The sequence below is a fragment of the Pseudomonas sp. C9-3 genome, assembly GCF_032392015.1.
Lineage (GTDB): Bacteria > Pseudomonadota > Gammaproteobacteria > Pseudomonadales > Pseudomonadaceae > Pseudomonas > Pseudomonas nitroreducens.
On the sequence record NZ_CP135919.1, the window covers coordinates 444,514 to 468,878 of the forward strand.

At 64.0% G+C, this 24,365-nt stretch carries 25 protein-coding genes; 19 read left to right on the forward strand and 6 right to left on the reverse strand.

Annotated elements, in window-relative coordinates:
• Nucleotides 1-36 precede the first annotated feature (36 nt).
• From crcB to RS899_RS02090, 9 genes are all read left to right on the forward strand, one after another.
• Nucleotides 37-420 (forward strand): fluoride efflux transporter CrcB, encoded by a 384-nt coding sequence (crcB, locus tag RS899_RS02050; protein WP_054906572.1) that lies wholly within the window; start codon nucleotides 37-39, stop codon nucleotides 418-420.
• Between the two features lie 66 nt (nucleotides 421-486).
• Nucleotides 487-807, forward strand: coding sequence for a DUF190 domain-containing protein (locus RS899_RS02055; RefSeq protein WP_315808966.1), 321 nt, complete (start codon nucleotides 487-489; stop codon nucleotides 805-807).
• A 141-nt stretch (nucleotides 808-948) separates the two neighbouring features.
• On the forward strand, nucleotides 949-1,632 hold the full coding sequence (locus tag RS899_RS02060; RefSeq protein ID WP_024764087.1) for a response regulator transcription factor: 684 nt from the start codon (nucleotides 949-951) through the stop codon (nucleotides 1,630-1,632).
• Entirely contained in the window at nucleotides 1,622-2,896 is a 1,275-nt protein-coding gene (locus tag RS899_RS02065; RefSeq protein ID WP_054906570.1) for a sensor histidine kinase, read from the forward strand. Before RS899_RS02060 ends, RS899_RS02065 begins: the two co-directional genes overlap by 11 nt.
• A gap of 82 nt (nucleotides 2,897-2,978) precedes the next feature.
• Nucleotides 2,979-3,650, forward strand: coding sequence for a class I SAM-dependent methyltransferase (locus tag RS899_RS02070; protein ID WP_054906569.1), 672 nt, complete (start codon nucleotides 2,979-2,981; stop codon nucleotides 3,648-3,650).
• Between the two features lie 3 nt (nucleotides 3,651-3,653).
• On the forward strand, nucleotides 3,654-4,358 hold the full coding sequence (locus RS899_RS02075; protein ID WP_233299314.1) for a lipopolysaccharide kinase InaA family protein: 705 nt from the start codon (nucleotides 3,654-3,656) through the stop codon (nucleotides 4,356-4,358).
• Nucleotides 4,355-4,579 (forward strand): hypothetical protein, encoded by a 225-nt coding sequence (locus RS899_RS02080; protein WP_024764091.1) that lies wholly within the window; start codon nucleotides 4,355-4,357, stop codon nucleotides 4,577-4,579. The genes RS899_RS02075 and RS899_RS02080 overlap by 4 nt, the downstream gene beginning before the upstream one ends.
• 91 nt (nucleotides 4,580-4,670) lie before the next feature.
• Entirely contained in the window at nucleotides 4,671-5,870 is a 1,200-nt protein-coding gene (gene pncB / locus RS899_RS02085) for a nicotinate phosphoribosyltransferase (protein WP_315808967.1), read from the forward strand.
• A gap of 95 nt (nucleotides 5,871-5,965) precedes the next feature.
• Complete coding sequence (locus RS899_RS02090) at nucleotides 5,966-7,444, forward strand: helicase HerA-like domain-containing protein (RefSeq protein ID WP_037018801.1); 1,479 nt, start codon at nucleotides 5,966-5,968, stop codon at nucleotides 7,442-7,444.
• 191 nt (nucleotides 7,445-7,635) lie between these two features.
• On the opposite strand, the gene RS899_RS02095 is transcribed toward RS899_RS02090, so the two are convergent.
• The 4 genes from RS899_RS02095 to RS899_RS02110 form a co-directional block, all read right to left on the reverse strand.
• Entirely contained in the window at nucleotides 7,636-9,525 is a 1,890-nt protein-coding gene (locus RS899_RS02095) for a methyl-accepting chemotaxis protein (protein WP_315808968.1), read from the reverse strand.
• A gap of 403 nt (nucleotides 9,526-9,928) precedes the next feature.
• A complete protein-coding gene (locus RS899_RS02100; protein ID WP_233299310.1) occupies nucleotides 9,929-11,824 on the reverse strand; it encodes a methyl-accepting chemotaxis protein in 1,896 nt (631 codons plus the stop codon).
• Nucleotides 11,825-11,948: 124 nt separating this feature from the next.
• A complete protein-coding gene (locus tag RS899_RS02105) occupies nucleotides 11,949-12,146 on the reverse strand; it encodes a Flp family type IVb pilin (RefSeq protein ID WP_233299309.1) in 198 nt (65 codons plus the stop codon).
• Nucleotides 12,147-12,226: 80 nt separating this feature from the next.
• Nucleotides 12,227-12,433, reverse strand: coding sequence for a Flp family type IVb pilin (locus tag RS899_RS02110; protein ID WP_054906563.1), 207 nt, complete (start codon nucleotides 12,431-12,433; stop codon nucleotides 12,227-12,229).
• A 358-nt stretch (nucleotides 12,434-12,791) separates the two neighbouring features.
• Here RS899_RS02110 and cpaB point away from each other — a divergent pair, with 358 nt between their 5' ends.
• The 9 genes from cpaB to RS899_RS02155 all read left to right on the forward strand — a co-directional run bounded on the left by cpaB (nucleotide 12,792) and on the right by RS899_RS02155 (nucleotide 22,130).
• A complete protein-coding gene (gene cpaB / locus RS899_RS02115) occupies nucleotides 12,792-13,712 on the forward strand; it encodes a Flp pilus assembly protein CpaB (protein ID WP_315808969.1) in 921 nt (306 codons plus the stop codon).
• 15 nt (nucleotides 13,713-13,727) lie between these two features.
• A complete protein-coding gene (locus RS899_RS02120; protein WP_233299307.1) occupies nucleotides 13,728-14,960 on the forward strand; it encodes a type II and III secretion system protein family protein in 1,233 nt (410 codons plus the stop codon).
• Between the two features lie 65 nt (nucleotides 14,961-15,025).
• Nucleotides 15,026-16,210, forward strand: coding sequence for a type 4b pilus Flp biogenesis protein TadZ (gene tadZ, locus RS899_RS02125; RefSeq protein ID WP_054906690.1), 1,185 nt, complete (start codon nucleotides 15,026-15,028; stop codon nucleotides 16,208-16,210).
• The gene (tadA, locus tag RS899_RS02130) at nucleotides 16,207-17,460 is read left to right on the forward strand and encodes a type 4b pilus Flp biogenesis ATPase TadA (protein WP_315808970.1); all 1,254 of its coding nucleotides are present in this window, start codon (nucleotides 16,207-16,209) and stop codon (nucleotides 17,458-17,460) included. The genes tadZ and tadA overlap by 4 nt, the downstream gene beginning before the upstream one ends.
• On the forward strand, nucleotides 17,457-18,341 hold the full coding sequence (locus tag RS899_RS02135) for a type II secretion system F family protein (protein ID WP_054906559.1): 885 nt from the start codon (nucleotides 17,457-17,459) through the stop codon (nucleotides 18,339-18,341). The genes tadA and RS899_RS02135 overlap by 4 nt, the downstream gene beginning before the upstream one ends.
• A gap of 10 nt (nucleotides 18,342-18,351) precedes the next feature.
• Entirely contained in the window at nucleotides 18,352-19,257 is a 906-nt protein-coding gene (locus RS899_RS02140) for a type II secretion system F family protein (RefSeq protein WP_315808971.1), read from the forward strand.
• Nucleotides 19,254-20,042, forward strand: a complete 789-nt coding sequence (locus RS899_RS02145) for a tetratricopeptide repeat protein (RefSeq protein ID WP_315808972.1) — start codon at nucleotides 19,254-19,256, stop codon at nucleotides 20,040-20,042. Before RS899_RS02140 ends, RS899_RS02145 begins: the two co-directional genes overlap by 4 nt.
• Before the next feature lie 19 nt (nucleotides 20,043-20,061).
• Nucleotides 20,062-20,346 carry a DUF3613 domain-containing protein gene (locus RS899_RS02150; RefSeq protein ID WP_054906556.1) on the forward strand — a complete coding sequence of 95 codons (285 nt, stop codon included), beginning with the start codon at nucleotides 20,062-20,064 and terminating at the stop codon, nucleotides 20,344-20,346.
• Between the two features lie 17 nt (nucleotides 20,347-20,363).
• Entirely contained in the window at nucleotides 20,364-22,130 is a 1,767-nt protein-coding gene (locus RS899_RS02155; protein ID WP_315808973.1) for a pilus assembly protein TadG-related protein, read from the forward strand.
• A 24-nt stretch (nucleotides 22,131-22,154) separates the two neighbouring features.
• Here the strand turns inward: RS899_RS02155 and RS899_RS02160 are convergent, their stop codons facing one another.
• Both RS899_RS02160 and RS899_RS02165 read right to left on the reverse strand, forming a co-directional pair.
• The gene (locus tag RS899_RS02160) at nucleotides 22,155-22,985 is read right to left on the reverse strand and encodes a response regulator transcription factor (RefSeq protein WP_054906554.1); all 831 of its coding nucleotides are present in this window, start codon (nucleotides 22,983-22,985) and stop codon (nucleotides 22,155-22,157) included.
• A gap of 149 nt (nucleotides 22,986-23,134) precedes the next feature.
• The gene (locus RS899_RS02165; protein ID WP_315808974.1) at nucleotides 23,135-23,614 is read right to left on the reverse strand and encodes a prepilin peptidase; all 480 of its coding nucleotides are present in this window, start codon (nucleotides 23,612-23,614) and stop codon (nucleotides 23,135-23,137) included.
• 274 nt (nucleotides 23,615-23,888) lie between these two features.
• On the opposite strand from RS899_RS02165, the gene RS899_RS02170 reads away from it, so the two are divergent.
• Nucleotides 23,889-24,359, forward strand: a complete 471-nt coding sequence (locus RS899_RS02170) for a TadE/TadG family type IV pilus assembly protein (protein WP_024764108.1) — start codon at nucleotides 23,889-23,891, stop codon at nucleotides 24,357-24,359.
• Nucleotides 24,360-24,365: the final 6 nt, after the last annotated feature.

Sequence of the window (24,365 nt, forward strand, 5' to 3'; positions counted from 1 at the left end):
GCAGCCTGTCCAAATCATCCCTTCCAGGACAGGATCATGTTGAAATCCATTCTGGCCGTATCCCTCGGCGCCGCCCTCGGAGCCTTGCTGCGCTGGGTTCTCGGGCTCAAGCTCAATACCCTTTTGCCGTCGATGCCGCCGGGCACGGTGGTCGCCAATCTGGTTGGCGGCTACATCATCGGCGCGGCCATCGCCTTCTTCGCCAACACCCCCGGCGTAGCGCCCGAGTGGCGCTTGCTGATCATCACCGGGTTCTGCGGTGGCCTCACGACTTTCTCGACCTTCTCGGCGGAAGTCGTCGTGCTGTTGCAGCAGGGCCGGCTGGCCTGGGCCATGGGGACTGTCGCCACGCACCTTGCCGGATCCCTGTTGATGACCCTGGCCGGGCTTTGGTCGGTGAACGCACTGATGGGCCGCTAGGTTCGGGCAGGAGAGGTCCCGCTCGGGCGCCAGCGATAGAGAGGCCACAGGCCTTCGGAGGAAGAGATGAACGGCTACCAGTTGAAGTTCTTCACCCAGCAGGATCGCAAGCATGCCGGCCTGCCGCTGGCCCAGTGGCTGCTGGAGGAGGCGCGCCGGCAAGGTGTTCGCGGTGCCACCCTGATGACGGCGAGCGAAGGATTCGGCAAGACCGGGCGCATTCACTATGCGCACTTCTTCGAACTGGCCGACCAGCCACAGGAAGTCACCATGGCGGTCAGCGAGGAAGAGTCCGAGCGCATTTTCGCAGCCATTCGCCAGGCGGGTGTGAAGCTGTTCTACGTGAAGACGCCAATCGAGTTTGGCGTCACCGGCGAGGATGACTGACTACCGCGGAGCGCTAGTGCTCAGCGGGCTGCGGTGTCAGTGCTACCGTGTCAGTGCGAACAAGTGTGAAAAAACCGTTAAAGGCGCTTAAGGTCCATTTAAGCCAGTTAGGCTAGAGTGCTGTTCGCGAAAGGAGAGCACATGCGTATTCTGTTGGTTGAAGACAATCGGGACATCCTGGCCAATATGGCCGACTACCTGGGCCTCAAGGGCTACACGGTGGATTGCGCCCAGGACGGCCTGTCCGGATTGCACCTGGCGGCGACCTCCCATTACGACCTGATCGTACTGGACGTCATGCTGCCGGGGCTGGACGGTTTCACACTGTGCCGCCGGCTGCGTGAAGACGCGCGCCGCGACACACCGGTGATCATGCTCACCGCCCGCGACCAGCTGGACGACCGCCTGCAGGGCTTCCGCTCGGGCGCCGACGATTACCTGCTCAAGCCCTTCGCGTTGTCCGAGCTGGCCGCCCGTATCGAAGCGGTACTGCGCCGGAGCCAGGGTGGCGGTCGCCGCGAGTTGCAGGTCGCCGACCTGAGCTACAACCTCGACACCCTCGAGGTGAACCGCGCCGGCAAACCGCTGAAACTCAACCCCATCGGCCTCAAGCTGCTGGCGGTGCTGATGCAGAAGAGCCCGCACGTGGTGCGCCGCGATGTGCTCGAGGAAGCTGTCTGGGGCGATGACTGCCCTGACAGCGACAGCCTGCGCAGCCACGTGCACCAGCTTCGCCAGGTGATCGACAAGCCCTTCGCGTCCTCCCTGCTGCACACGGTGCACGGTGTCGGTTACAAGCTGGCAGAGGAAACGCATGGAGTATAAGCAGAGCCTTTCCCGCCGGATTGTCTTTGCCTTCGTACTCATGACCGCCGCCGTCGGCGGCCTGTTCTCGGTGGGAATCGTCGGCGTTGTTCACATCGTCGAGGAGCGTCTGATTTCCCGCGACCTGGGTGGTGAGCTGGATCGCATCCTCAATGAGGACCTGGGCAACGGCCAGGCTCCCAAGCTCGATCCGGGCATGCGTTTCTTCATCAGCGATGGCGCCGGCGTCTACGCCATGCCGCCGGCACTGCGCCGGCTGGATGAAGGGTTTCACGAAGTCTTCGATGGCGAGCTGTCCTTCCACGCGCTGGCGCGCGACGTCGATGGTCGCCGCTTCGTCCTGCTGCAGGACCAGAGCGACTTCGAAGCACGCGAGCAGATTCTCTATGCGGCCGTGGTCACCGGCTATGTCCTGAGCCTGGCCTTGTCCGGGGTGCTGGGCTGGCTGCTGGCGCGCAAGGTCATGGAGCCGGTGGCACGCCTGGCGCGCCAGGTTCGGCATCGCGATCAGTTGCTCGAGCTGGCGCCGCCCATGTCGCCGGATTACGCCAACGACGAAGTGGGTGAACTGGCGGCGGCTTTCGATTACGCCATGGGGCGGCTGCACGACGTGCTGACTCGGGAAAAGCTCTTTACCAGCGATGTCAGTCACGAACTGCGTACGCCGCTGATGGTGATCGCCACCAGTTGCGAGCTGTTGGCGGAGGAGCCGGGACTCAGCGCGCGGGCGCGCGCTCAACTGGCGCGCATGAACAGTGCCTGCGAGGAAATGCGCGACCTGGTGCAGACATTCCTCATGCTGGCCAGGGCCCAGCGCAAGGACATGGCCATCGTTTCTCGGGCCGGGCTGCGGCAGATCGGAGATGAGTTGGTAGCGCAGTGGCGCGGCCCCATCGAGGCAAAAGGTTTGACGCTGGTATACGAGGCGAACCAGGAGATGACCGGGCAATTCAACGCGCCTTTCCTGCGCTCGGTGATGAGCAATTTATTGCGCAATGCGATGCATTACACCGAAAGCGGCAGCATCCGCTTACAACTTGGACCGAGCGGATTCTGGGTCGAAGACACCGGCGCCGGCATCCCGGAAGAGCAGCGAGAGCGGGTCTTCCAGCCGTTCGTTCGAGGCCAGAACCCGCGTGGTGAGGGGCTTGGGCTCGGGTTGTCGCTGGTCAAGCGGATCTGCGCCTCCGAAGGCTGGGACGTCACGCTGCGTCCCGCAGAACCCCATGGCTGCCGCTTCGAAGTTCGCCTAGCCGTGGTTTGACAAAATCTTCACAAGTGCATGACCCGGCTGTGACAGGCTGGTTTGTATCGTTCGCCCTGAATTCGGGAAAGGTAATAATCCGATGACTGAAAAACCCGTCGACTTGGAATTCTCCCAGAAGTACGACCGCCAGCATGCGCAGCGTTACCTGCGCAAGCACCAGGCCGGACTGTCCCGGAAACTTTCCCATTGGCGCGATGTCCAGATAGCCCGCCAGGCCCTCAAGCTTGCCGGCCAGCCCAACCTGGTGCTCGACCTGCCGTGTGGCGCTGGACGCTTCTGGCCGATGCTGGCTGAAAAGGAGAATCGGGTGATCATCGGGGCGGACAATTCGCCTGACATGATTGCCGTCGCCTGTGCCGGTCAACCGAATGAGGTTGTAAAACGCGTCCGACCTTTGCAGACTTCGGCGTTTGCCATTGATCTGCCGGACAACGCCGTCGACAGCATCTTCTCGATGCGCCTGATGCACCACATCGGCGAATCTGATGATCGTTTGACGATGCTGCGCGAATTTCACCGCGTAAGTCGCGATTCGGTGATCCTGTCGCTGTGGGTCGATGGCAACTTCAAGTCCTGGAAACGTGCGCGCGCCGAGTCGACCCGCAAGAAACACGCCTACCAGAACCGCTTCGTGATTCCCGCCAAGACCATCGAGGCGGAGTTCCGCCAGGCTGGTTTCAAGGTCCAGGATCACATTGATTTCGTCCCGCTCATCCATATGTGGCGGGTCTACATTCTGCGTAAGGAGTGATGGATGGCCGTTGATCTGGCTTCGCTGCAGCAAATTTCCGGTGAGAACGCCATCGACCGTTGGCTCCAGGTACCCGGCAAGTGGGTCGAGGAGCCGAACCGTCGGCGCGGTGGCGAGAGCGGTGTGCAGCGAGTCCTGACCTCTGACGGCCGGATGCTCTATCGCAAGCAGCAGATGGGCCACATCTACCGTGACCTGCTGCATCCCTTTGGCTACCCCACGGCGATTCGCGAGCGCAATGCGCTCAAGGCTGCCGAAGCGCTGGGAGTCAGGGTGCCGACGCTGGTCTATGCCGGTTGCCGCAAGGTGGACGGTGAATGGCAGGCCCTGCTGGTCACCGAATCCCTCGACGGTTTCAGCAGCCTTGAAGACTGCTATGCCCGTGGCGATCAGGAACGCTGGGGTGAAGCGCTGCACCAAAGAATTCTGCAACATTACGGTAGTACCCTTGCAAAACTTAACGCCGGCCGCTGGCAACACGGCTGCCTTTACCTCAAGCACGTGTTCGTGAAGGTGGACGGCGACAAGATCGAAGTGGCCCTGATTGACATGGAAAAAGCCCGCCAGCGCTTCAGCGCCCAGCGTGCTGCGCGTCATGATCTTCGCCAGGTGAAACGCCGCTCGTCGTGGACTGAGGCGCAATGGCAGGCCTTTGTCTATGGTTACCAAGCGGCGTTTGGCAGCGCCATCAAAGGGTTGCAGACATGAAGTTAGAAATTACGCGAGGTTTGCTCCTCGTTGGCGCGCTCGGGGTGGCAACCCTGGCGGCGGCGGCCTGGCATGAGCCGGGGCCTTCGGTCATCACCGGAAAAGGCGGCCTGGACAGCTGCCCCATCCCGCCCAACCTGCGCGCCAAGCAACAGGACATCCGCCCGGACGATGACCTGCTGCTTTTCCTCTTCGGGATGTCGCAGAGCAAAGCACGCTGATTTCTGATTCGAACTCAAAACCCCGCCTCGGCGGGGTTTTTTGTGGGCGGCCGGTTTAGACTGCCGATTCGAAGCCTGCAATGAGACGAGCATGAGCGACAGCGCATTTTCCCGGCGGATCGTGCAGAACCTGCTGGATACCGATTTCTACAAGCTGAGCATGATGCAGGCAGTGCTGCACAACTACCCCAACGCCGAGGTGGAGTGGGAGTTCCGTTGCCGCAATGAAGAGGATCTGCGCGCCTACCTGGATCCGCTGCGCGAGCAGATCGAGCGCCTGGCGGAGCTTTCCTTCGCGCCGCAGGACCTGGCCTTCCTCGAGCGCATCCCGTTCTTCAAGCCGGACTTCATCCGCTTCCTTGGCCTTTTCCGCTTCAACCCCAACTACGTCCAGCTGGGTGTGGAGAATGAGGAGCTGTACCTGCGGCTCAAGGGCCCATGGCTGCATGTGATCCTCTTCGAAGTGCCGCTGCTGGCGATCATCAGCGAAGTGCGCAACCGACACCGTCATCCGGGCGCCACGCTGACGATGGTCCGCGAGCGGCTGCAGGAAAAATTCGACTGGTTGCGCGGGGAGGCCAGCACGGAAGAACTGGCCGGCTTCAAGATGGCTGATTTCGGCACTCGCCGACGCTTCTCCTACCCGGTGCAGGAGGCGGTGGTGCGGGACTTGCGCGACGGCTTCCCGGGGCATTTCGTCGGCACCAGCAACGTTCACCTGGCGCGCGAGCTGGGCGTCAAGCCGCTGGGCACCATGGCCCATGAGTGGCTGATGGCGCACCAGCAACTCGGCCCGCGGTTGATCGACAGCCAGGCCGCCGCGCTGGACGCCTGGGTGCGCGAATACCGTGGGCAGCTGGGCATCGCCCTGACCGACTGCATCACCATGGACGCCTTCCTGGCGGACTTCGACCTCTACTTCGCCAAGCTCTTCGACGGCCTGCGCCACGACTCGGGCGACCCGCTGGAATGGGCGGAAAAAGCCATCCAGCATTACGAGCGGCTGGGTATCGACCCGCAGACCAAGACCCTGGTGTTCTCCGATGGCCTCAACCTGCCACGGGCACTGGAAATCTACCGTGCGTTGCGCGAGCGCATCGACGTCAGCTTCGGTATCGGCACCCATTTCACCTGTGATGTGCCGGGCGTGCAGCCGATGAACATCGTGCTGAAGATGACCGCCTGCAATGGCCATCCGGTGGCGAAGATCTCGGATGCGCCAGGCAAGACCCAGTGCAAGGACGAGAACTTCCTTCACTACCTCAAGCACGTCTTCAAAGTACCGGGGTAGCCGATTGCGCAGCGCGCCGGGACGCGCCACTCTTGCTCAAGCACTCATCGCGACAGGCCTGCTGGCGCGACAGGCCCACAGAAGGGGAACAACGGATGTCAGCCACGAACGAACTCATCATCGGTGCGGGTCCCGACGGGCAGCCGGTCGGCCAGTCCTGGAAGCTCGCCAACCGCCACGGCCTGATCGCCGGCGCCACCGGCACCGGCAAGACGGTGACCCTGCAGCACCTCGCCGAGTCTTTCAGCGATGCGGGTATCGCGGTGTTCGCTGCGGACATCAAGGGTGACCTGTGTGGCATCGCCGCCGCCGGTAATCCTCAGGGCAAGGTAGCCGAGCGCATCGCCAGCATGCCGTGGCTGAACTACAAGCCCCAGGCCTACCCGGTCAGCATCTGGGACGTGGCCGGCAAGACCGGTCACCCGCTGCGCACCACGCTGTCGGAGATGGGCCCGCTGTTGCTGTCCAACCTGCTGGAACTGACTGAGAGCCAGCAGGCCGCGTTGTTCGCCGCGTTCAAGGTGGCCGACCGCGAAGGCCTGCTGCTGCTCGACCTGAAGGACCTCAAGGCGCTGCTCAACCACTTCAAGGAACACCCGGAAGTGCTCGGCGAGGACCGAGCGCTGTTCACCGCGGCTTCGTCCCAGGCGCTGCTGCGGCGCCTGGCGCTGCTGGAGCAGCAGGGGGCCGAGGACTTCTTCGGCGAACCGGCACTGCAACTTGAAGACCTGCTGCGCCCCGAGGCCGATGGTCGCGGGCGCATCCACTTGCTGGATGCCAGCAAGCTGGTACACGACGCGCCCAAGGTCTACGCCACCTTCCTGCTCTGGCTGCTGGCCGAGCTGTTCGAACAACTGCCCGAGCGCGGCGATGCGGACAAGCCGATCCTCGCGCTGTTCTTCGACGAGGCGCACCTGCTGTTCAACGGCACGCCCAAGGCTTTGCAGGACCGCCTGGAGCAGGTGGTGCGGCTGATCCGTTCCAAGGGCGTGGGCGTGTACTTCGTCACCCAGTCGCCCAGCGACCTGCCGGACGACGTGTTGGCGCAACTGGGCCTGCGCATCCAGCACGGCCTGCGTGCCTTCACGGCCAAGGAGCAGAAATCCCTGCGCGCGGTGGCCGATGGCTTCCGCCCGAACCCGGCGTTCGACACCCTGAAGGTGCTCACGGAACTTGGCATCGGCGAGGCGCTGGTTGGCACGCTGGAAGAGAAGGGCACTCCTGCAATGGTCGAGCGCGTGGCCGTGGCGCCGCCGCAGTCGCGCATCGGCCCGCTGACCGATGCCGAGCGTGCGGACGTCATCCGTCGCTCGCCGCTGGCCGGGCGTTATGACCAGCCGATCGACCGCGAGTCTGCCTACGAAAAGCTCACCGGCCGCGCCGACGACAAGATGGCGCCGACCCAGGGGAAGGAAGAGAAGGGCACCGACTTCGGCGGTATGGCCGGCGAGATCCTTGGTTCCCTGGCCAGCCAGGTCAGCAAGACTGTGGTGCGCCAGGCGGCGAACCAGATCGGCCGGCAACTGGTGCGAGGGCTGATGGGCGCGCTGTTGGGCGGTAGCAAGCGGCGGTAATTGCAGAGCCGTCTGTGGTGAATCAGATCGGTACCGGCGAAAGCGAATTCACCGGCGGGTTCGTCTCGGGGCGGTTCGCGAGCAAGGGCCAGGCGCCCCTCGGTCCTGCACGGAGCGAGGTTTTTTGTAGGAGCGAGCTTGCTCGCGAACAAAAAAGGCGCCTGAAGGCGCCTTTTTCGTTTCTGCCGAAATCAGATGCGGAAACTGTCCACCAGGTGTCGCAGGCGACCGGCCTGGTTCTCCAGGTCGGCGCAGGCGCGCAGGGTGGCCTGGAGGTTTTCCACGCCCTCCTGGTTGAGGGTGTTGATCTCGGTGATGTCCATGTTCAGCGAGTCGACTACGGCGGTCTGTTCCTCGGTGGCGGTGGCGACCGACTGGTTCATCGAGTCGATCTCGCCAATGCGGTGAGTCACGCTGGCCAGACGCTCGCCGGCACGGTTGGCGATTTCCACGCTTTCCAGGCTGTAGCGCTGGCTCTCGGTCATGGTGTCCACGGCTTCGCGGGCGCCGACCTGCAGCTCCTCGATCATCTTCTGAATCTGCTGGGCCGACTCCTGCGCGCGGTGGGCGAGGTTGCGCACTTCGTCGGCGACCACGGCGAAGCCACGGCCGGCTTCCCCGGCACGGGCGGCCTCGATGGCAGCGTTGAGGGCCAGCAGGTTGGTCTGCTCAGAGATGCCTTTGATCACTTCGAGAATCTGCCCGATGTTCACCGTGCGGCTGTTCAGCGCTTCGATGTTGGCGCAGGCCGAACTGATCTTGTCCGACAGCTGATTCATCGCGCTGATGGTCTGCTCCACCACCTGGCGCCCGTCGCCGGCCTGGTGCGAGGCATCGGTGGCGTGGTGCGAGGCGTCGGCGGCGTTGCGGGCGATTTCCTGGGCGGCGGCGCCCAGTTCGTTGATCGCCGCGGCGACGCTGTTGGTGTGGTTGGACTGCTCGTCGGAGTTGCTCATCGATGAGTTGGAGGCGTTCACCACCAATTGCGAGACGTCGTGCAACTGGCGTGCGGTGGAAGCCACTTCGCGGATCGATTCGTGGATACGTTCGACGAAGCGGTTGAAGGCGTTGCCCAGCACGCCGAACTCGTCGTTGCTGGCGACCTTCAGACGCTTGGTCAGGTCGCCCTCGCCCTGGGCGATGTCTTCCATGGCGCGCCCCATGGTGGTCAGCGGCTGCATCAGCACGCGGATCAGCATGCCCAGCAGGAGCAGGATGGCGACGATGGCGATGGCCGCGGCGATGACGGCCGAGGTGCGGAATTTGCTCAGCATCGAATAGGCGGCGTCCTTGTCGATGGACAGGCCGATGTACCAGTTCACCGATGGCAGGCCTTTGACCTGGGTGAAGCTGAGGATGCGGGTGTGGCCGTTGAGCTCGGCCTCGCTGAAGCCGCCGCCGATCCTGGGCGTGTTCTGCGGGTAGATGTCGGCCAGGGACTTCATGATGAAGCTCTTGTCCGGGTGCACCAGGATCTTGCCGTCGCCGCTGACCAGGAAGGCATAGCCCATGCCGCTGAAGTCCAGCGAGTTGATGATCTGTACCAGGGTCTGCAGGCCGAGATCGCCGCCGACCACGCCTACGGTCTTGCCGCCGGCGCGGGCCGGGGTGGCCACGGTCATGATCAGTTCCTGGGTGGCCGCGTCGATGTAGGGTTCGGTCAGCGTGGTGCCGCCGGCCGCGACGGCATCCTTGTACCAGGGGCGGGTGCGCGGGTCGTAACCATCAGGCATGGCGCTGTTCGGGCGCATGGTGAAGGTGCCGTCTTCCTGGCCCAGGTAGGTGAAGTTGAAGGTCTTGCGCAGGGTCTCCTGTTCCAGCAGCGCGCTCAGGTGGTCCGCTGCGCTGTCGCGGGCGATGGTCTGTGCGGTGCTTTCGATCAGCAGCAGACGGCCGCTCAGCCAGTTCTGGATGTTGCTGGCGCTCACGTCGCCCATTTCCCGCAGATAGTCCTCGAGGTCCTCGCGGATCGCGTTGCGCTGCAGGTAGTCGTTGTAGAGGGTGAAGAGGGCGAATGCCGAGAAAACAACAAGAGAAGCGGCCAGGAGGATCTTATGGCTGAATTTCAGGCTCTTGATCATGCTGCGTCGAGTCCGGAGGTAGTGGGATGCCTGAACGGCGTGGGTCCGGGCGACAGATCCGGTGTCGCCGCAGAACGTCCGTCCCCGTGGTGTGAAACGGACGGCGCCGGCGCGGCGGATAGCCGTGCGGGCTTGGCCGGGACTCCCTTGTCCTGGCAGTGAAGACAGGCCCGGTTTGTTGGTTGCTATCAAAGGCCTTCACCCTTGCTTTCGGCGTGGCCTGTGGAAGCTTGAAAGAGTCGGACGAACGGTAGAGGTGGCTCTGTGGCGGGTGTTTCAGCAGTGATACAGGCGGCTGTCGAGCGGCCCCCACAGTCCTGCTGGGAGCGAGGTCTCTTGTACGAGCGAACTTGCTCGCGAACAAAAAAGGCGCCCGGAGGCGCCTTTTTCGTTTCCGCCGGAATCAGATGCGGAAACTGTCCACCAGGTGGCGCAGGCGACCGGCCTGGTTCTCCAGGTCGGCACAGGCGCGCAGGGTGGCCTGGAGGTTTTCCACGCCCTCCTGGTTGAGGGTGTTGATCTCGGTGATGTCCATGTTCAGCGAGTCGACCACGGCGGTCTGTTCCTCGGTGGCGGTGGCGACCGACTGGTTCATCGAGTCGATCTCGCCGATGCGGTGGGTCACGCTGGCCAGGCGTTCGCCTGCACGGTTGGCGATCTCCACGCTTTCCAGGCTGTAGCGCTGGCTCTCGGTCATGGTGTCCACGGCCTCGCGGGCGCCGATCTGCAACTCTTCGATCATCTTCTGGATTTCCTGCGCGGACTCCTGGGCGCGGTGCGCCAGGTTGCGTACCTCGTCCGCCACTACAGCGAAACCTCGCCCGGCTTCCCCGGCGCGGGCGGCTTCGATGGCGGCGTTCAGTGCCAGCAGGTTGGTCTGCTCGGAGATGCCTTTGATCACCTCCAGAATCTGCCCGATGTTCACCGTGCGGCTGTTCAGCGCCTCGATGTTGGCGCAGGCGGAGCTGATCTTGTCAGACAGCTGGTTCATCGCGCTGATGGTCTGCTCGACCACCTGGCGCCCGTCGCCGGCCTGGTGCGAGGCATCGGTGGCGTGGTGCGAGGCGTCGGCGGCGTTGCGGGCGATTTCCTGGGCGGCGGCGCCCAGTTCGTTGATCGCTGCGGCGACACTGTTGGTCCGGTTGGACTGCTCGTCGGAGTTGCTCATCGATGAGTTGGAGGCGTTCACCACCAACTGCGAGACGTCATGCAGGCTGCGTGCGGTGGAAGCCACTTCGCGGATCGACTCGTGGATTCGCTCGACGAAACGGTTGAAGGCATTGGCCAGCACGCCGAACTCGTCGTTGCTGGCGACCTGCAGGCGCTTGGTCAGGTCGCCTTCGCCCTGGGCGATGTCCTGCATGGCGCGGCCCATGTCGGTCAGCGGCGCCATCAGCACGCGGATGAGCATGCCCAGCAGGAAGAGGATGGCGACGATGGCGATCACGGTGGCGATGATCGCGGTGTTGCGGAAGTCGCTCAGCATTGCGTAGGCGGAGTCCTTGTTGAGCACCAGGGCGACGTACCAGGTGACTCCCGGCAGGCCTTTCACCGGCGTCATCGAGACCAGTTGCTCTTCACCGTTGATGCTGACTTCCTGCACGCCCGGCTGCACCTTCGGTGCGCCTTGCTGGTAGACCTCGCCGAGGGATTTGAAGATCAGGCTGCTGTCCGGGTGCAGGAGGATCTTGCCGGCATCGCTGACGAGGAAGGCATAGCCGTCGCCGTCGAATTTCAGCGAGTTGATGATCGCGGTGATGGTCTCCAGCTTCATGTCGCCGGCGGCCACACCGACCAGTTGGCCGTTGCGCATGACCGGCATCGACATGGCGAGGATCTGCTCGTTGGTGCCGGCATCCAGGAAGGGCTCGGTGACGATCAGCCGGCCGGCGGCCACGGCGTCCTTGTACCAGCCGCGGGTACGCGGGTCGTAGCCATCGGGCATCGGTGCATAGGGGCGCATGGTGAACACGCCGCTGGCGGCTTCACCCAGGTAGACCGACTCGAAGTTCTTCTGGAACACCGCCTGTTCCAGCACGTGCTGGATGCGCTCGGGCGTTGGTTCGCCATCGGCCAGCTGCGCGGCTTCGGCCTCGACCAGCTGGATGCGACCGTCCAGCCAGCTCTGGATGTTGCTGGCGGTCAGGCTGCCCACCTCGGTGAGATAGGACTCGGTGTCGGAGTGGATCGCCTCGCGCTGGCGGAAGTCGTTGAAGAGGATGAAACAGGCGAAGGCGAAGGTGACGACGAGGGAGGCTGCCAGGAGGATCTTCCTGGAGAAGGACAGCGAGCGAAGCATGGGGAAAGCATCCTGCAGGTGGAACAAGGGTTAGGCAGGATGTATCGGCTGTCTAGGACGGGACTTTAGAGACTGAATGCGAAAACGGGCGCGGTGTTGCACCGCGCCCATCGCCGCATGGACCTCAGGGGCCCAGCGCGTTCTGCACCAGCGTCATCAACGAGCCGATCTTGGTGCCGATGGGGGTAGCTGCGGCGACGATGGCAATGGATATGAGACCGGCGATCACCGCGTACTCGATGGCCGTTGCCCCTTCTCGATCGGAAAGGAAAGTGCGCAGGCGGGAGTAGAGGCGTTTTACTGAGTCGATCGTGCGTTCCATGTACGAGCCCTCCGGGCAGGAGACAGCGGCGCCGGCGGAGTCGTTTCCGGCTCCGCGAACGCTTCGAATCAGGAAGTGGATCAGGCGCCGATGGCGGTCTTGATCGCCGTCATGAGTGCGCCGATTCGCGTACCGATCGGAGTTGCCGCCGTTAATACCGCAATGGAAATAAGCCCGGCAATGACCGCGTATTCAATCGCGGTGGCCCCTTCGCGGTCACGTATGAAGGACTTGGCTTTGCTGAGGATATTCTTCGAAAGTTGTTTTGCTGAGGTTTTGTTTTTCATGGCCGTCGCTCCGTGCACGCCCGACTGCAAACAGGGCGGTTGCCCTGACTTCACCGTCAGGCTAGGCGCAGTGTGGCCGAATGCAATTGATCAAATAGCGCTAATACCAAAGTTATAGTCACGGGGAAGTATAACTAACTGGAGATTGGAAATTTGCAGTTAGCATTTGACGCTATTACCGCAGCTACTAAATTCTGCTTTGGAACAAGTAGAGTCTGATTATCAGGAAAGGTTCTTATCGAACTTTCCTGTTCAGCCGAAATAACAATAAAGGTCTGAAGGACGTACTCCGGCAGGCATTTGTTTCGCGGAGTCGGGCCAGCGGCACGACTTCCCACTTGTGCACAAGGATGGGTTCATGAATAGCAAGGTGCTGATGGTATTCGCCGGGCTGTTGTTGGTGTGCGCAGGGGTAGTGGGTTACCTCGGGCTTCAGATCGGCAAGCCGGCTCAGCCGGCAGTGGGTGTGGTCCAGGACATGGCGCCCGCGGCAGTGGCCGAGGCCGACAAGCTGCAACGCACGCCGGTGGTCGTCGCCGCACGGGATCTGCCGGCGCTGGCGGTGATCGGCAAGGAAGACCTGGCCGTCGAGCAGCTGCGCACCGCGCCCAGTGGAAGTTTCCCCAAGCCTGAAGCGCTGATCGGCCAGCGCGTCTGGGTCGCGGTGCCGGCCGGCAGCATCATTTCCTCTTCGATCACCGAACCGGGCGGGCCGCTGGCGCGGACTATCCGCCCTGACGAGCGTGCGATGGCCATCGCGGTGGATGAAGTCATCGGCGGCGGAGGTTTTGTCCTGCCCGGCGACTATGTCGATGTGATGCTCTTCGTCCAGGACCAGCAGACCGGCGAGCGCAGCGTCAGCGCCCAGGTGGTGCTGCCCGGCGTGCGCGTGCTCACCTACGGCGAGCAGATTGCCGTGGCGAAGGACGGCCAGGCGCGCAACGCCGGCGATCCCAAGGACCAGACTCCGCGCCCGCCGCGCACTGCCGTGCTGGCCGTGCCGGCCGAGGCCACCTCGCGATTGATGCTGGCCAGCCAGGCCGGGTCATTGCGCCTGGCAGTGCGCAGCAAGGATGAAAAGCTCTACGAGAAGGAGCAGGAGGGCCGCTACCTTGAGGCCTCCCTGGGGGCGGGCAGCAGCCAGCCGATCACCCTCGAACAACTGATCGGCAAGCCGCGGTCGACCACAGTGCCTGCCTCTCGCCAGGTTTCCGCGCCGGCGGTGAGCCAGGGCGTGGTGGTCTATCGCGGTACCGAAGTCACCCGTGAAGCACATTGAGCAAGGAGTGCATCGATGTCCAAGCGCTTCATTCTGTCCCTCGCCGCCCTGCTGGTCTGCGCCGCTCACTCCACTGCGCAGGCCGTACCCAGTGCCTGTGCCGGGCTTGCCGGCCAGCAGCTGAATCTCGATGTGGAGCAGGGCGCCCAGCGCGACCAGCAGCTTCCGGTGCCGATCAAGCGCCTGGCCATCGGCGACCCGAACATCGCCGACGTGCAGGTGCTGGACAAGCGTGACTTCCTCATCACCGGCAAGGCCGAAGGCCTGACCAGCCTGCTGATCTGGACTACCTGCGGCGATCAGCCGCTGCGCAGCGTGGTGCGCGTGGGCGGCCGTGCCGTCGGCGATGTCGCCGGTGCAGCGGGCATGGCCGCCGGCGGCCTGCCCAACCAGGTGCAGACCGACATCCGCTTCGTCGAAGTCAGCCGCAGCAAGCTCAAGCAGGCGAGCACGTCGCTGGTGCGGCGCGGTTCCAACACCTTTGTGCTCGGTGCTCCGGGCAGCCTGGGGAATCTTGAGGTCGGCGTCGACGGCGGCCTGGGCGGCAACTTCGGCACCAACCAGAGCGGCTTCAACATCATCTGGGGTGGTGGCAGCAGCAAGTGGCTGGGCTTCATCAATGCCCTGGAAGGCAGCGGCTTCGCCTACACCCTGGCGCGGCCCAGCCTGGTCGCCACCAGCGGACAGAGCGCATCGTTCCTGGCCGGTGGCGAGTTCCCGATCCCGGTGCCCAATGGCGATAACAACAACATCACCATCGAGTACAAGGAATTCGGCGTGCGCCTGACGCTGACGCCAACGGTGATGAACGACAAGCGCATCGCCCTGAAGGTCGCCCCCGAGGTCAGCGAGCTGGACTTCTCCAACGGCATCCGCACCGCCGACATCACCGTACCGGCACTCAACGTCCGCCGCACCGACACCAGCGTGATGCTCGCCGACGGCGAGAGCTTCGTGATCAGCGGGCTGATCAGCAGCAACACCATCAGCAACATCGACAAGTTCCCGTTCCTGGGCAGCATCCCGGTGATCGGTGCGCTGTTCCGTTCCTCGAACCTGGACAAGGACGACCGCGAACTGCTGATGATCGTCACCCCGCACCTGGTCCAGCCGCTGGCCGCCAATGCTGCACTGCCGACCCTGCCAGGCGAGGGCCTGCGCAACTATGACCCGGGCTTCGCCGAGTTCTACTTCCTCGAAGACGGCCGGTTCGACCGGCGCAAGGCCAACAGCGGGATGTCGCGCTGATGGATACCTACGAAGCGCTGACCCGCCACAGGGCGGGAGGCAAGGCAAAGGAAGGGAGCATGGGCATGAGTCAGACTTTCGTGGCACTGATCCAGCATCCTGGGGAGCAGGAGTGGTTGCAGAGCAGCCTGGCCGGATGCGGGCAGGTGGTTCTGGCCAACAGTGGGACCCTGGAAGAGTTGTTGTCGCTGCTGGACGTCACCGGCGCGACGGTGCTCTTCACCAGCCTGAACAAGGCCAATCTGGTTGCCCAGGGTTCGTTGATCGAGGGGCTGGTTTCCGCGCGTCCGCTGCTCTCGGTCGTGGCCGTCGGCGATGGCCTGGACAACCAGCTGGTGCTCGCCGCCATGCGCGCTGGCGCAAGGGATTTCGTCACCTACGGTGCCCGCGCCAGCGAGCTGAGCGGGCTGGTCCGGCGTCTTGGCGGGCGGTTGCCCACGGTACCGGTGAGCGCTGCCCAGCAGGGTGAGCTGATCAGCCTGGTCAGCGCCCGGCCAGACGCCGACGGCGCCTTTGTCGCCCTGCACCTGGCCCTGGCGCTGCAACGTCAGCCCGAGCACCGCGTGCTGCTGGTGGATATCGGCCAGCCCAGCGGCGAAGCGCTTGCCATCCTCGGCATGGAGCCGGCCTTCACCTTCGCCGATGCCATGCGCAATCTGCGGCGCCTCGACCAGACGCTGATCGACAGCGCCTTCACCCGCCACGAATCCGGGCTGCGGGTGCTCAGCCTGTCCGACGAGCCCGGCGTGCTCGAGCGCGTCACCACGGCCGAGCTGTACCTGCTGCTGGGCAACCTGCGCAGCGCGTTCAGCCACATCCTGGTCAACCTGACGGGCGTTGCCGAAGGCGAGTTGAGCTCGCAGTTGCTTGGCCAGGCCAACCGCGTGCTGTGGCTGGTGGACCAGAGCGTGCCTTCCTGCAAGAAGGGGCTGGAGCGCCTGCGTCGCCTGCGTGAGCGCAGCCCGATGCTGCCGCGCATGGAACTGCTGATCGAACGCTATTGGCCATCGGTGCCGCCGGATGCGCCGGCCCTGGGCAAGATGTTCGGGCTGGAACTGTTTGGTGTGCTGCCGGCGTCCCCCGAAGCGCGCCTGCGTTCGAAGAATGTCGGCCAGAGCCTGTTCGAGCTGTCGCCGCGCGATCCGTTGACGGTCAAGCTGCGTGACCTCGCCGAGGGACTGGGCGCCGGCGTCGTGGAGAAACGCGGCCTGTTCGGCTGGATCGGTCGCGCCAGGGCCGTGCGCCCATGACCCAGCATTACGGCGGTAGCGGCCACGGCGCAAACCACGACCGGGATCTGCAGGCGCTGAAGATGCGCCTGCACCGCTACATCATCGACGAGATCGACGAAGACGGCATGAACCTGCTGGAGGGCGCGCGGCCGGCGGTGGCGCAGTACGTCTCCGAGAAGGTCAGCGAATATGCTGCGCGCCGTCAACTGGCGATCTCCCGCTATGAACTGGACCGCCTCGCCGAAGAGGTGGTGGACGAGCTGACCGGCTTCGGCCCGCTGGAAATCCTCCTGCGCGATCCGGGCATCTCGGAAATTCTGGTCAACGGCCCCGACCGCGTGTTCATCGAGCACGAAGGCCGGCTGTACCAGAGCGACCTGCGTTTCATCGACGATCACCACGTGCAGCGGGTGATCCAGCGCATCCTCGCGCCGCTGGGGCGGCGCCTGGATGAATCCAGCCCAATGGTGGACGCGCGCCTGCCGGACGGCAGCCGGGTCAATGCAATCATCCCGCCGGTGGCACTGGACGGTCCCTGTCTGTCGATCCGCAAGTTCAGCAAGGAGCTGCTCAAGAGCGCCGACCTGCTGGGCTACCAGAGCGTCAACGAGGAGATGCTGGCGTTCCTCCGCCAGGCCGTGGCGAGCCGTTGCAACATCCTCATCAGCGGCGGTACCGGCACCGGCAAGACCACGCTGCTCAACGTCATGAGCAGCTTCATCGACGAGCGCGAACGCATCGTCACCATCGAAGACACCGCCGAGCTGCAACTGGGCCACGACCACGTGGTACGCCTGGAAACGCGCCCGCCGAATGCCGAGGGTTTCGGCGAAGTCACCGCCCGCGACCTCATCCGCAACGCCCTGCGGATGCGCCCGGACCGCATCATCCTCGGCGAAATCCGCGGCGTGGAAGTACTCGACGTGCTGCAGGCGATGAACACCGGTCACGACGGTTCGATGAGTACGGTGCACGCCAACTCGGCCATGGATTCGCTGCTGCGCCTGGAAATGCTCGTCGGCCTCACTGGCCAGCGCGTGCCGGAGCAGACCCTGCGGCAGATGCTCTGCTCGGCGCTGGATGTCGTCGTGCAGATCACCCGCCTGTCCAACGGCCGTCGCTGCATCAGCGAGATACTCGAAGTGCTGGAGGTGCGCGACGGCGTCTACGTCACCAACTCGCTGTTCAGCCTGGATCGGCGCGGCACCGGGCAGTTCGTCCGCACCGCCCAGCCGAGCGGGCTGAAATTCCGCCAGGTGCTGTTGTGAACGGCGCGCTCTGGCTGATTCTCGCCAGCCTGGCGCTGGCGGCGGTTGGCGTCGTGCTCAGCGGCATGAGCTGGCGCGCGCGGCATAACGAGCAGGTGATGCGCCGCCTGAGTGGCGAGCCCATCGTGCAGAGCGGTCGTGGCCGCAGCAGCCACTGGCTGGCGCGACGCATGCGCCGCGCGGGCATCGCCGACATGCGTATCTGGCTGCTGGGCACGGCCCTGGCGGCGTTCCTGCTGGGGTTGCTGTGCGAGCGCATCGTCGGGCCCGTCGGCTTCCTGTGCGGCGTCGGCCTGGCCCTGGCAGGTTTCCACATCCTGCTCAACGTGCTCTACCAGCGCCGGTTGCAGAAGATGATCCGGCAGATGCCCAATTTTCTCGACCAGGTGGTGCGCAGCCTGCACTCCGGCCGCACGCTGGGCGATGCCATCTCCCAGGCGGTCAGTGCTGCCGACGATCCGCTGCGGGAAATCTTCTCGCTGGTCACCCACCACGTTCAGTTGGGCATCAGCCTGCCCGAGGCGCTGCAGGAAGTCGCCGAGCTCTACGACGTGGAGGAGTTGCACGTGTTTTCCCTGGGCGTCGCGGTGAACCATCGCTACGGCGGCAACACCACCGACCTGCTGGAAAACATCATCAAGGTCATCCATGAGCGCGAAAAGCTCAGTCGCCAGCTGCGCGCCATGACCGGCGAGACGCGCCTGAGCGCGTTCGTGCTGGCAGTGCTGCCGATCAGCCTGGGCGGCTACATCCTCTTCACCAACCCGGGCTATCTGATGAACATGTGGCTCGACAGCGGCGGCCGCTGGATGCTGCTGACGTCCCTCGGGCTGCAGGTGCTGGGCGTCTACACGCTCTGGCGCATGCTCAAGAGCATATGAGGAGTTCGCCATGCCACTGATGTACGGCCTGATGGCGCTGATCCTGCTGCTGGCGGCGATCCTGCTGATGCTCTCGCAGAGCCGCGCGGCGGGGCGCGAACAACGACTGATCGAGCAACGCCTGGGCGGCCAGCCGCTGCCGCGCTCCGGCAATCGCGTGGCGGATCTGTTCGACCGCCTCGGCAGCAGCGGGCTGGGCAAGCGCCTGCACCTGCGCGACGACGAAGTCCGCGTGCTGCTGCACCAGGCCGGCTGGAGCGGCAACACGCCGCGCAGCGTCTACCTGATGACCCTGATCGCCTGCCCGTTCGTGCTGATGGGAATCACCATCGTCTACCTCGCCATGCAGGGCCACCCCGCTACCTCGCCGGTGGTGCCGCTGCTGTTCGCCGCGGGCATCGGCTTCCTGCTGCCCAAGCGAGTGCTGGCCTATCTTGCCGAGAAGCGCCGGACGCGCCTGGCTGGCGAAGTGATCCTGTTCATCCAGCTGATCCGCATCCTCTTCGACTCTGGCCTGACCGTCGAGCAGAGCCTGCGGGTGGTCTGCCGCGAGGGCAGGAACATCGTCCCGGTGCTGGCCTCGGAGCTGGAGACCGTGCTGGCTCACACCGACAGCGGTCTGGAGCTGGCCGAGGAGCTGGAGCAACTGAGCCGCCGCCTGATGGTCGGTGAGCTGACCGACTGCTGCAACGTGCTGCGGCAGATGGTGCGCCAGGGTGGCAGCGCGCGCAGCTCGTTGCTCACGCTCAAGCAATTGTTCGAGGACCGCCGTCTGACTGCCCTGCAGGAAAAGGTCAGCAAGCTGTCGGCGAAGATGAGCCTGGTGATGATGGTGCTGTTGTTCCCGGCACTGTTGATCATCCTCGCCGGGCCCGGGTTCCTCGCCATTACCAAGGCCATGGGGGGTATGGGATGAGAAACGCCTGCGCGATCGGACTGCTGAGCCTGGCGCTCGGCGGTTGTGCCAACTTCGACACGCTGGGCGGCCCGACCGTCGGCCAGCATTGCGACGAGAACCTGGGCCAGTCGGTGGAACTGCAGCTCAATCTGGCTCGCGAGATGCTCGACAACGGCCGCGCCCACGCTGCGCTGGCCAACCTCGAAACCCTGCCGCCGAACTCGCTGGAAGTGCGCGAAAGCAAGGCCCTGGCCCTGCGCCGTATCGGCGACCCCAAGGCGCGGATTGTCTACGAAGGCCTGCTCGGCACCTGCAAAACCGCCGAGGCCCACCATGGCCTGGGGCAGATCGCCATGCGTGCCGGCAATACCGTGGAAGCCGAACGCGAGTTGCGCGAAGCGGCACGCCTGCAGCCTACCGACAGCGCCCTGCGCAATGACCTGGGCTTCGTCCTGCTGCGCCGTGGCGAGCTGGAGAAGGCGCGTTTCGAATTCATCACCGCCATGGAACTGGACGAGCACGACAAGCTGCCGGCGACCAACCTGCTGAGCCTGATGTTCATGCAGGGCGAGACCCCCGAGGCTACTCGCCTGATCCAGAGCGTCGGTCTGTCGGCCGAGCAGGTGCGTGCAGCGCAGGATCAGGCGCACGACCTGGGACATGGCAGTCCGGTAAGCCAACCCAAGGTGGAGGCGGACACCGTCAGCTACGTGGACGAGCCCGCCGTCGATGCGCATCCGGCGCTGGCCGACTCGACGCCCGCCGTGGCGCACGATGCGAAGTTGCTGTTCAAGGCTCGCTGAGGCGAGCAGGGAGGATGCGATGAAGGCATGGATTCTGGTCGGCGCCCTGCTGGCTGCGCCGATGATGACGCTGGCCGCCGAACGCGCGGCGGTGCCCACCAAGGCGGGCACCACGGCCCGCGATCAGCAGGAAGTTCTCAGCTGGCTGGAGTTGCAGTCCAGTGGGCGCGCTGCCTCGGCCAACCACCAGAGTGCGACGCCAGCCGAGCGTGACCGCGCCTACCAGCGCTACCTGAAGAGCTATACCCGCGAAATCCCCGAGTATCTGCTCGACGACAACAGCTTCAGCACCGACAAGAAGTAATCCTTCGGGAGCGTGCCATGGGACGCGAACGGCAGCGGGGTGCGATTGGAGTCATGGCGGCTGGCACGTTGTTGCTGGCGCTGATCTGCCTGGCGCTGGTGATCGACACCGGGCGTTTGTACTACGAGCAGCGCAAGTTGCAGCGGGTCGTCGACATGGCGGCCCTGGAGGCGGCGTCCCTCAGCGGATTGTGTGGGCTGCCGTCGGGTGTGCAGGGTTACGTCACGACCAGCGCGGCCCGCAACGGGTTCGTCCCGGCCACCGGCGACTCCCTGCTGGCGACGCTGGGCAGTGTGACCTTCGATGGCGGATATGGCTCGGCGTCATCGCGGCGGACGTTCATCGCCGGTGGCGACCCGGCGGACTCCGTGCGCGTGCAGGCGACCCACACGGTGCCTTCCAGCTTGCTGCTCAATGTTGCCAGCCTGTTCAGCGGCGCGAGCAGCAACACCATACTCAGCGCCCAGGCTGTAGCCCGGCGCACGGCGATGGCGGGGATTTCCGCCGGCAGCGGCGTACTGAGCCTGGACTCGACCAACTCGCCGTTGCTCAACGCGCTGCTCGGTGGTTTGCTGGGCACCAGCATCAACCTGGACCTGGTTACCTACCAGGGGATTGCGGGAGCGAACGTCTCGCTGCTTGCCCTCAGCCAGCAACTCAAGGCGGCCGGTGTGAACCTGGAACTGGGCAAGGTCGACAGCCTGCTGGGCGCCAACGTCACCGCCGCGCAGTTGCTCCAGGCGATGGTCAATGCGGCGGATGCCTCGCAGTTGGCCAACGTGAATACCTCCCTGCTGCGCACCGCGCTGGCGACCATCAACGTGCCGACGGCCAACCTGACCCTCGGGCAGATCCTCAGCGTGGTGGCGCCTGACAGCGTGCGCGATACGGCGCTCAACGCGGGGGTCAATCTGCTGGACCTGCTGATGGCGACGGCACTGGTGGCGAACAAGAACAATGCCGTCGACCTCGATCTGAAGGGAAAGAACATTGCCGGCGTGGTGCCCACGGTCAAGCTGCAGGTCATCTCTCCGCCCACCATCGCAATCGGTTATCCGGGCAAGGACAGCGCCGGTAATTGGCGAACCGTGGCGAAGAATGCCCAAGTACAACTGGTCGTGGGCGCCAATGCCAATTTGCTGGGGTTGAATCTAGTGAAGCTGGCGTTGAGCCTGAAAGTCGGCGTGGCGGAAGGTTACGCCGCGCTGGACAGTATCCAGTGCGGCGGAGTGGGGCAGTCGGCGATCGTCAACGTGAAGGCGCGGCCGGGGGTGGCGAGCGCCAATATTGATGCCAACGTCAGCCTGCTGTCCGGCGCCAGTGGCAGTTTGCTGGGGGTGACGATCACCAATACCGCGACCGGGGCGAGCGGCAGCAGCGCCTCGGCCGGCACGCAGTTCGCCATTCCTGGCGAGCAGTCACTGAGCTTTACGGTGAACGGTCCGTCGGATCTGCCCAGCGCGGTGACGCGGGTGCAGAGTCCGCTGGGCTCTTCGCTTGGGGCGGGGCTGGCCAGTCTTGGAAACTCGCTGAGCATCAAGGTCACTGCGGGTGGTAATTGCAATGCCATTATTCTTGTCAGCTGGTTGCTCTGTGCGCTGAGCAGTATCGTCAACTCGCTCGCTGACCTGATGCTCAACCTGACATCGGGGTTGGGAACGCTCGTCAGTGCCCTCGGCCAGCAACTGATCGACCCGCTGCTGTCGCTGCTCGGTATCCAGACCGGCATCCTCGACGTACGCCTGATCGACCTTCAGACCGGCGGCGCCGAGCTGCTGATCTGAAGATCGCCAGGAGCGGCTCGGTGCTCAGTGCACCGCGCTGCTCTGGGAGGCGGTGGGGGAGATGGCGAGGGCGAGCTGCGTGCGGTTGTGCATGTGCATCAGCCGCAGCACCTGCGAGACGTAAAGCTTCACGGTGTTCTCGGTGATCCCCAGGTCGTAGGCGATCTGGTAGTTGGTCAGCCCCTTGCTCACCAGGCGCGCTACCGCCTGCTGGCGCGGCGAGAGCTTGTTGAACAGCGGGTTGTTGACCACCGGTGCGATCTGCTCGGCGTTGCTCGGCGTGGTGCTGGCCGGCGCTTCCTGCTCCTGTTTCAGGGCACTGTTGCTGACGGGCTGGCCACCGCCATGCACCTCGTACTTGATCTTGTGGATATCCCGCGAAATCGAATTGAGCGATTCGGCCAGGTATTCCAGGCGCTGGTTCACATGGCTCAGGCTGAGCTGGCTGCGAATGCGTTCGTGCAGGCGCGCTTCCAGGCGCTCCAGGCCCTTGAGCAGGTCCATCGGCGCGACCGGCTTCTGGTAGTAGTCGGCAACGCCCACGCGCATGGCCTCGATCACTTCCTGGCTGCCCTGCTGGCCGGTGAGGATGATGGTTTCGAAGAACCGCGCCGTGCCGGCCGCCTCCTTCAGCGCCTCGACCACGCGAATGCCGTTGTCGCGCCCCAGGCCCAGGTCGCAGATCACCAGGCCGATCGAGGGATCGTCGCGGAATCTCTGCAGGGCGCTGTCCTTGCTGTCGCTGACCACGCAGTGGTAGCCGCTGTTTTCCAGCAACTCGGAAAGCTCGGAAGTGACCTGCGGCTCGTCATCGATGACCAGCACGCTGAAACGGCGATTGGCCGTTTTGTCCATGACTGCACGCTCCTTGAAAATACATATCCATTATTTTTATCGTCCGGTTGTTCAATAACCGCAGCCGGATCGTTCCATCAGGCGATGGGTGGTATTAACCCTTAGCATATAGTCGTTAAGTTTTCATCGCGCCAATAAAATAAGCGGCATCAGTAAGGCAGAGAAAAGGCCGTCAGAAGACCGGCGAATAGCGTGAATATGAAAGGAAATGACTTGAACTTTGACGGTTGCAGTCTGGCTAATTTCTTTTTGCAATTAATCGCCACTCTGTCCGAATCAATCAAAAGTTTGCTGGCGAGCATCAGGAGTACGCAGAACAGGCTGGCCAGGGCCAGGGTGTAGAGCACCGTCAATGGGTCACTGGCAAGGCCCAGAGCGACCAGCAGCTTCACGTCGGCTGCGCCCAGCTTCCCCAGCCAGTAGCCCGGCACGGTGAGCACTGCCGCCAGCAACGCCGCCAGTGCCGCGGCCTGCGGGGTATATCCGGTCAGCGTGTGACCGGTCGCCAGCAGGAACAGCAGGGCGAGCAGGGCGCCGCCCAGGGTCAGCCAGTTGCTGACCCGCAGCCGGGTGAGATCCTGGTAGGCACAGACCGCGAACCAAGCCAGAAGGCAGAGTTTGAACAGCATCGAGAATATCCTTATCCCGGTGGCGGCGATGTCGAAGCAGATGCGAGGATTCTTAAGGTATTTGCTATTGCAGCGCTATATTGCAATTCAAGCCAGATAAATTCGAATTTGGCTCGCAACGTTATTCCGACAGGACATCCGGCGAATCCCGGAAGACCGCCTAGTATTGCTGGGTAGCGGTAATTATCCGACGGCGCGTATCTTCAGCAAAGTTTCGCCGTGCCGATAAGTTGAACGATCATTCAAGTTGCATGTTGGTCCGGGAGTATTGCGCATGAACGGAGTCGGCGGTCGCAGCACGCAGCGGGGCGCGGTAGCTATCGAGTTCGCCGCGGTCTTCGTTCTGTTCTTTGCGGTTCTTTACGGGCTGCTGGGTTACTGCGTACCCCTGCTGATGCTGCAGTCCTTCAACGATGCGGCGGCGGCCGGCGCGCGGGTGGCCGTTTCGGTGAATCCACAGGCGGCGGGCGGTTATAACGCCGCGCTCAAGGCTGCCGTGGACAGCGCCGTGACCCAACGCCTGAGCTGGATGCCGACGAGCTGGCGCAATGGCTGTTACGGCGGGCAGTTCATGGATACCCCGGTGACGCAAACGGTGTCGGGCCGCCAGTACACCCGTGTGCAGGTTTGCATCAGCTATCCCTATGCCACCTCGCCCATCGTGCCGCTGCTGACCCTGCCAGGGATCGGCACCGTGCCGCGCTTGCCGGACGTGCTCAGCGGCACGGCCAGCGTCCTGCTCTGAGGCGCT

Bases quoted from the DNA above. Each gene is read 5' to 3' on its own strand.
- tadZ (WP_054906690.1), top strand. From the start codon at position 15,026: ATGAGTCAGACTTTCGTGGCACTGATCCAGCATCCTGGGGAGCAGGAG.
- RS899_RS02060 (WP_024764087.1), top strand. From the start codon at position 949: ATGCGTATTCTGTTGGTTGAAGACAATCGGGACATCCTGGCCAATATG.
- RS899_RS02100 (WP_233299310.1), bottom strand. From the start codon at position 11,824: ATGCTTCGCTCGCTGTCCTTCTCCAGGAAGATCCTCCTGGCAGCCTCC.
- RS899_RS02150 (WP_054906556.1), top strand. From the start codon at position 20,062: ATGAAGGCATGGATTCTGGTCGGCGCCCTGCTGGCTGCGCCGATGATG.
- RS899_RS02075 (WP_233299314.1), top strand. From the start codon at position 3,654: ATGGCCGTTGATCTGGCTTCGCTGCAGCAAATTTCCGGTGAGAACGCC.
- RS899_RS02065 (WP_054906570.1), top strand. From the start codon at position 1,622: ATGGAGTATAAGCAGAGCCTTTCCCGCCGGATTGTCTTTGCCTTCGTA.
- RS899_RS02080 (WP_024764091.1), top strand. From the start codon at position 4,355: ATGAAGTTAGAAATTACGCGAGGTTTGCTCCTCGTTGGCGCGCTCGGG.
- crcB (WP_054906572.1), top strand. From the start codon at position 37: ATGTTGAAATCCATTCTGGCCGTATCCCTCGGCGCCGCCCTCGGAGCC.
- RS899_RS02170 (WP_024764108.1), top strand. From the start codon at position 23,889: ATGAACGGAGTCGGCGGTCGCAGCACGCAGCGGGGCGCGGTAGCTATC.
- RS899_RS02140 (WP_315808971.1), top strand. From the start codon at position 18,352: ATGCCACTGATGTACGGCCTGATGGCGCTGATCCTGCTGCTGGCGGCG.
- RS899_RS02165 (WP_315808974.1), bottom strand. From the start codon at position 23,614: ATGCTGTTCAAACTCTGCCTTCTGGCTTGGTTCGCGGTCTGTGCCTAC.
- RS899_RS02120 (WP_233299307.1), top strand. From the start codon at position 13,728: ATGTCCAAGCGCTTCATTCTGTCCCTCGCCGCCCTGCTGGTCTGCGCC.
- RS899_RS02110 (WP_054906563.1), bottom strand. From the start codon at position 12,433: ATGAAAAACAAAACCTCAGCAAAACAACTTTCGAAGAATATCCTCAGC.
- RS899_RS02090 (WP_037018801.1), top strand. From the start codon at position 5,966: ATGTCAGCCACGAACGAACTCATCATCGGTGCGGGTCCCGACGGGCAG.
- RS899_RS02155 (WP_315808973.1), top strand. From the start codon at position 20,364: ATGGGACGCGAACGGCAGCGGGGTGCGATTGGAGTCATGGCGGCTGGC.
- RS899_RS02160 (WP_054906554.1), bottom strand. From the start codon at position 22,985: ATGGACAAAACGGCCAATCGCCGTTTCAGCGTGCTGGTCATCGATGAC.
- RS899_RS02145 (WP_315808972.1), top strand. From the start codon at position 19,254: ATGAGAAACGCCTGCGCGATCGGACTGCTGAGCCTGGCGCTCGGCGGT.
- tadA (WP_315808970.1), top strand. From the start codon at position 16,207: ATGACCCAGCATTACGGCGGTAGCGGCCACGGCGCAAACCACGACCGG.
- RS899_RS02055 (WP_315808966.1), top strand. From the start codon at position 487: ATGAACGGCTACCAGTTGAAGTTCTTCACCCAGCAGGATCGCAAGCAT.
- RS899_RS02105 (WP_233299309.1), bottom strand. From the start codon at position 12,146: ATGGAACGCACGATCGACTCAGTAAAACGCCTCTACTCCCGCCTGCGC.
- RS899_RS02095 (WP_315808968.1), bottom strand. From the start codon at position 9,525: ATGATCAAGAGCCTGAAATTCAGCCATAAGATCCTCCTGGCCGCTTCT.
- cpaB (WP_315808969.1), top strand. From the start codon at position 12,792: ATGAATAGCAAGGTGCTGATGGTATTCGCCGGGCTGTTGTTGGTGTGC.
- RS899_RS02070 (WP_054906569.1), top strand. From the start codon at position 2,979: ATGACTGAAAAACCCGTCGACTTGGAATTCTCCCAGAAGTACGACCGC.
- pncB (WP_315808967.1), top strand. From the start codon at position 4,671: ATGAGCGACAGCGCATTTTCCCGGCGGATCGTGCAGAACCTGCTGGAT.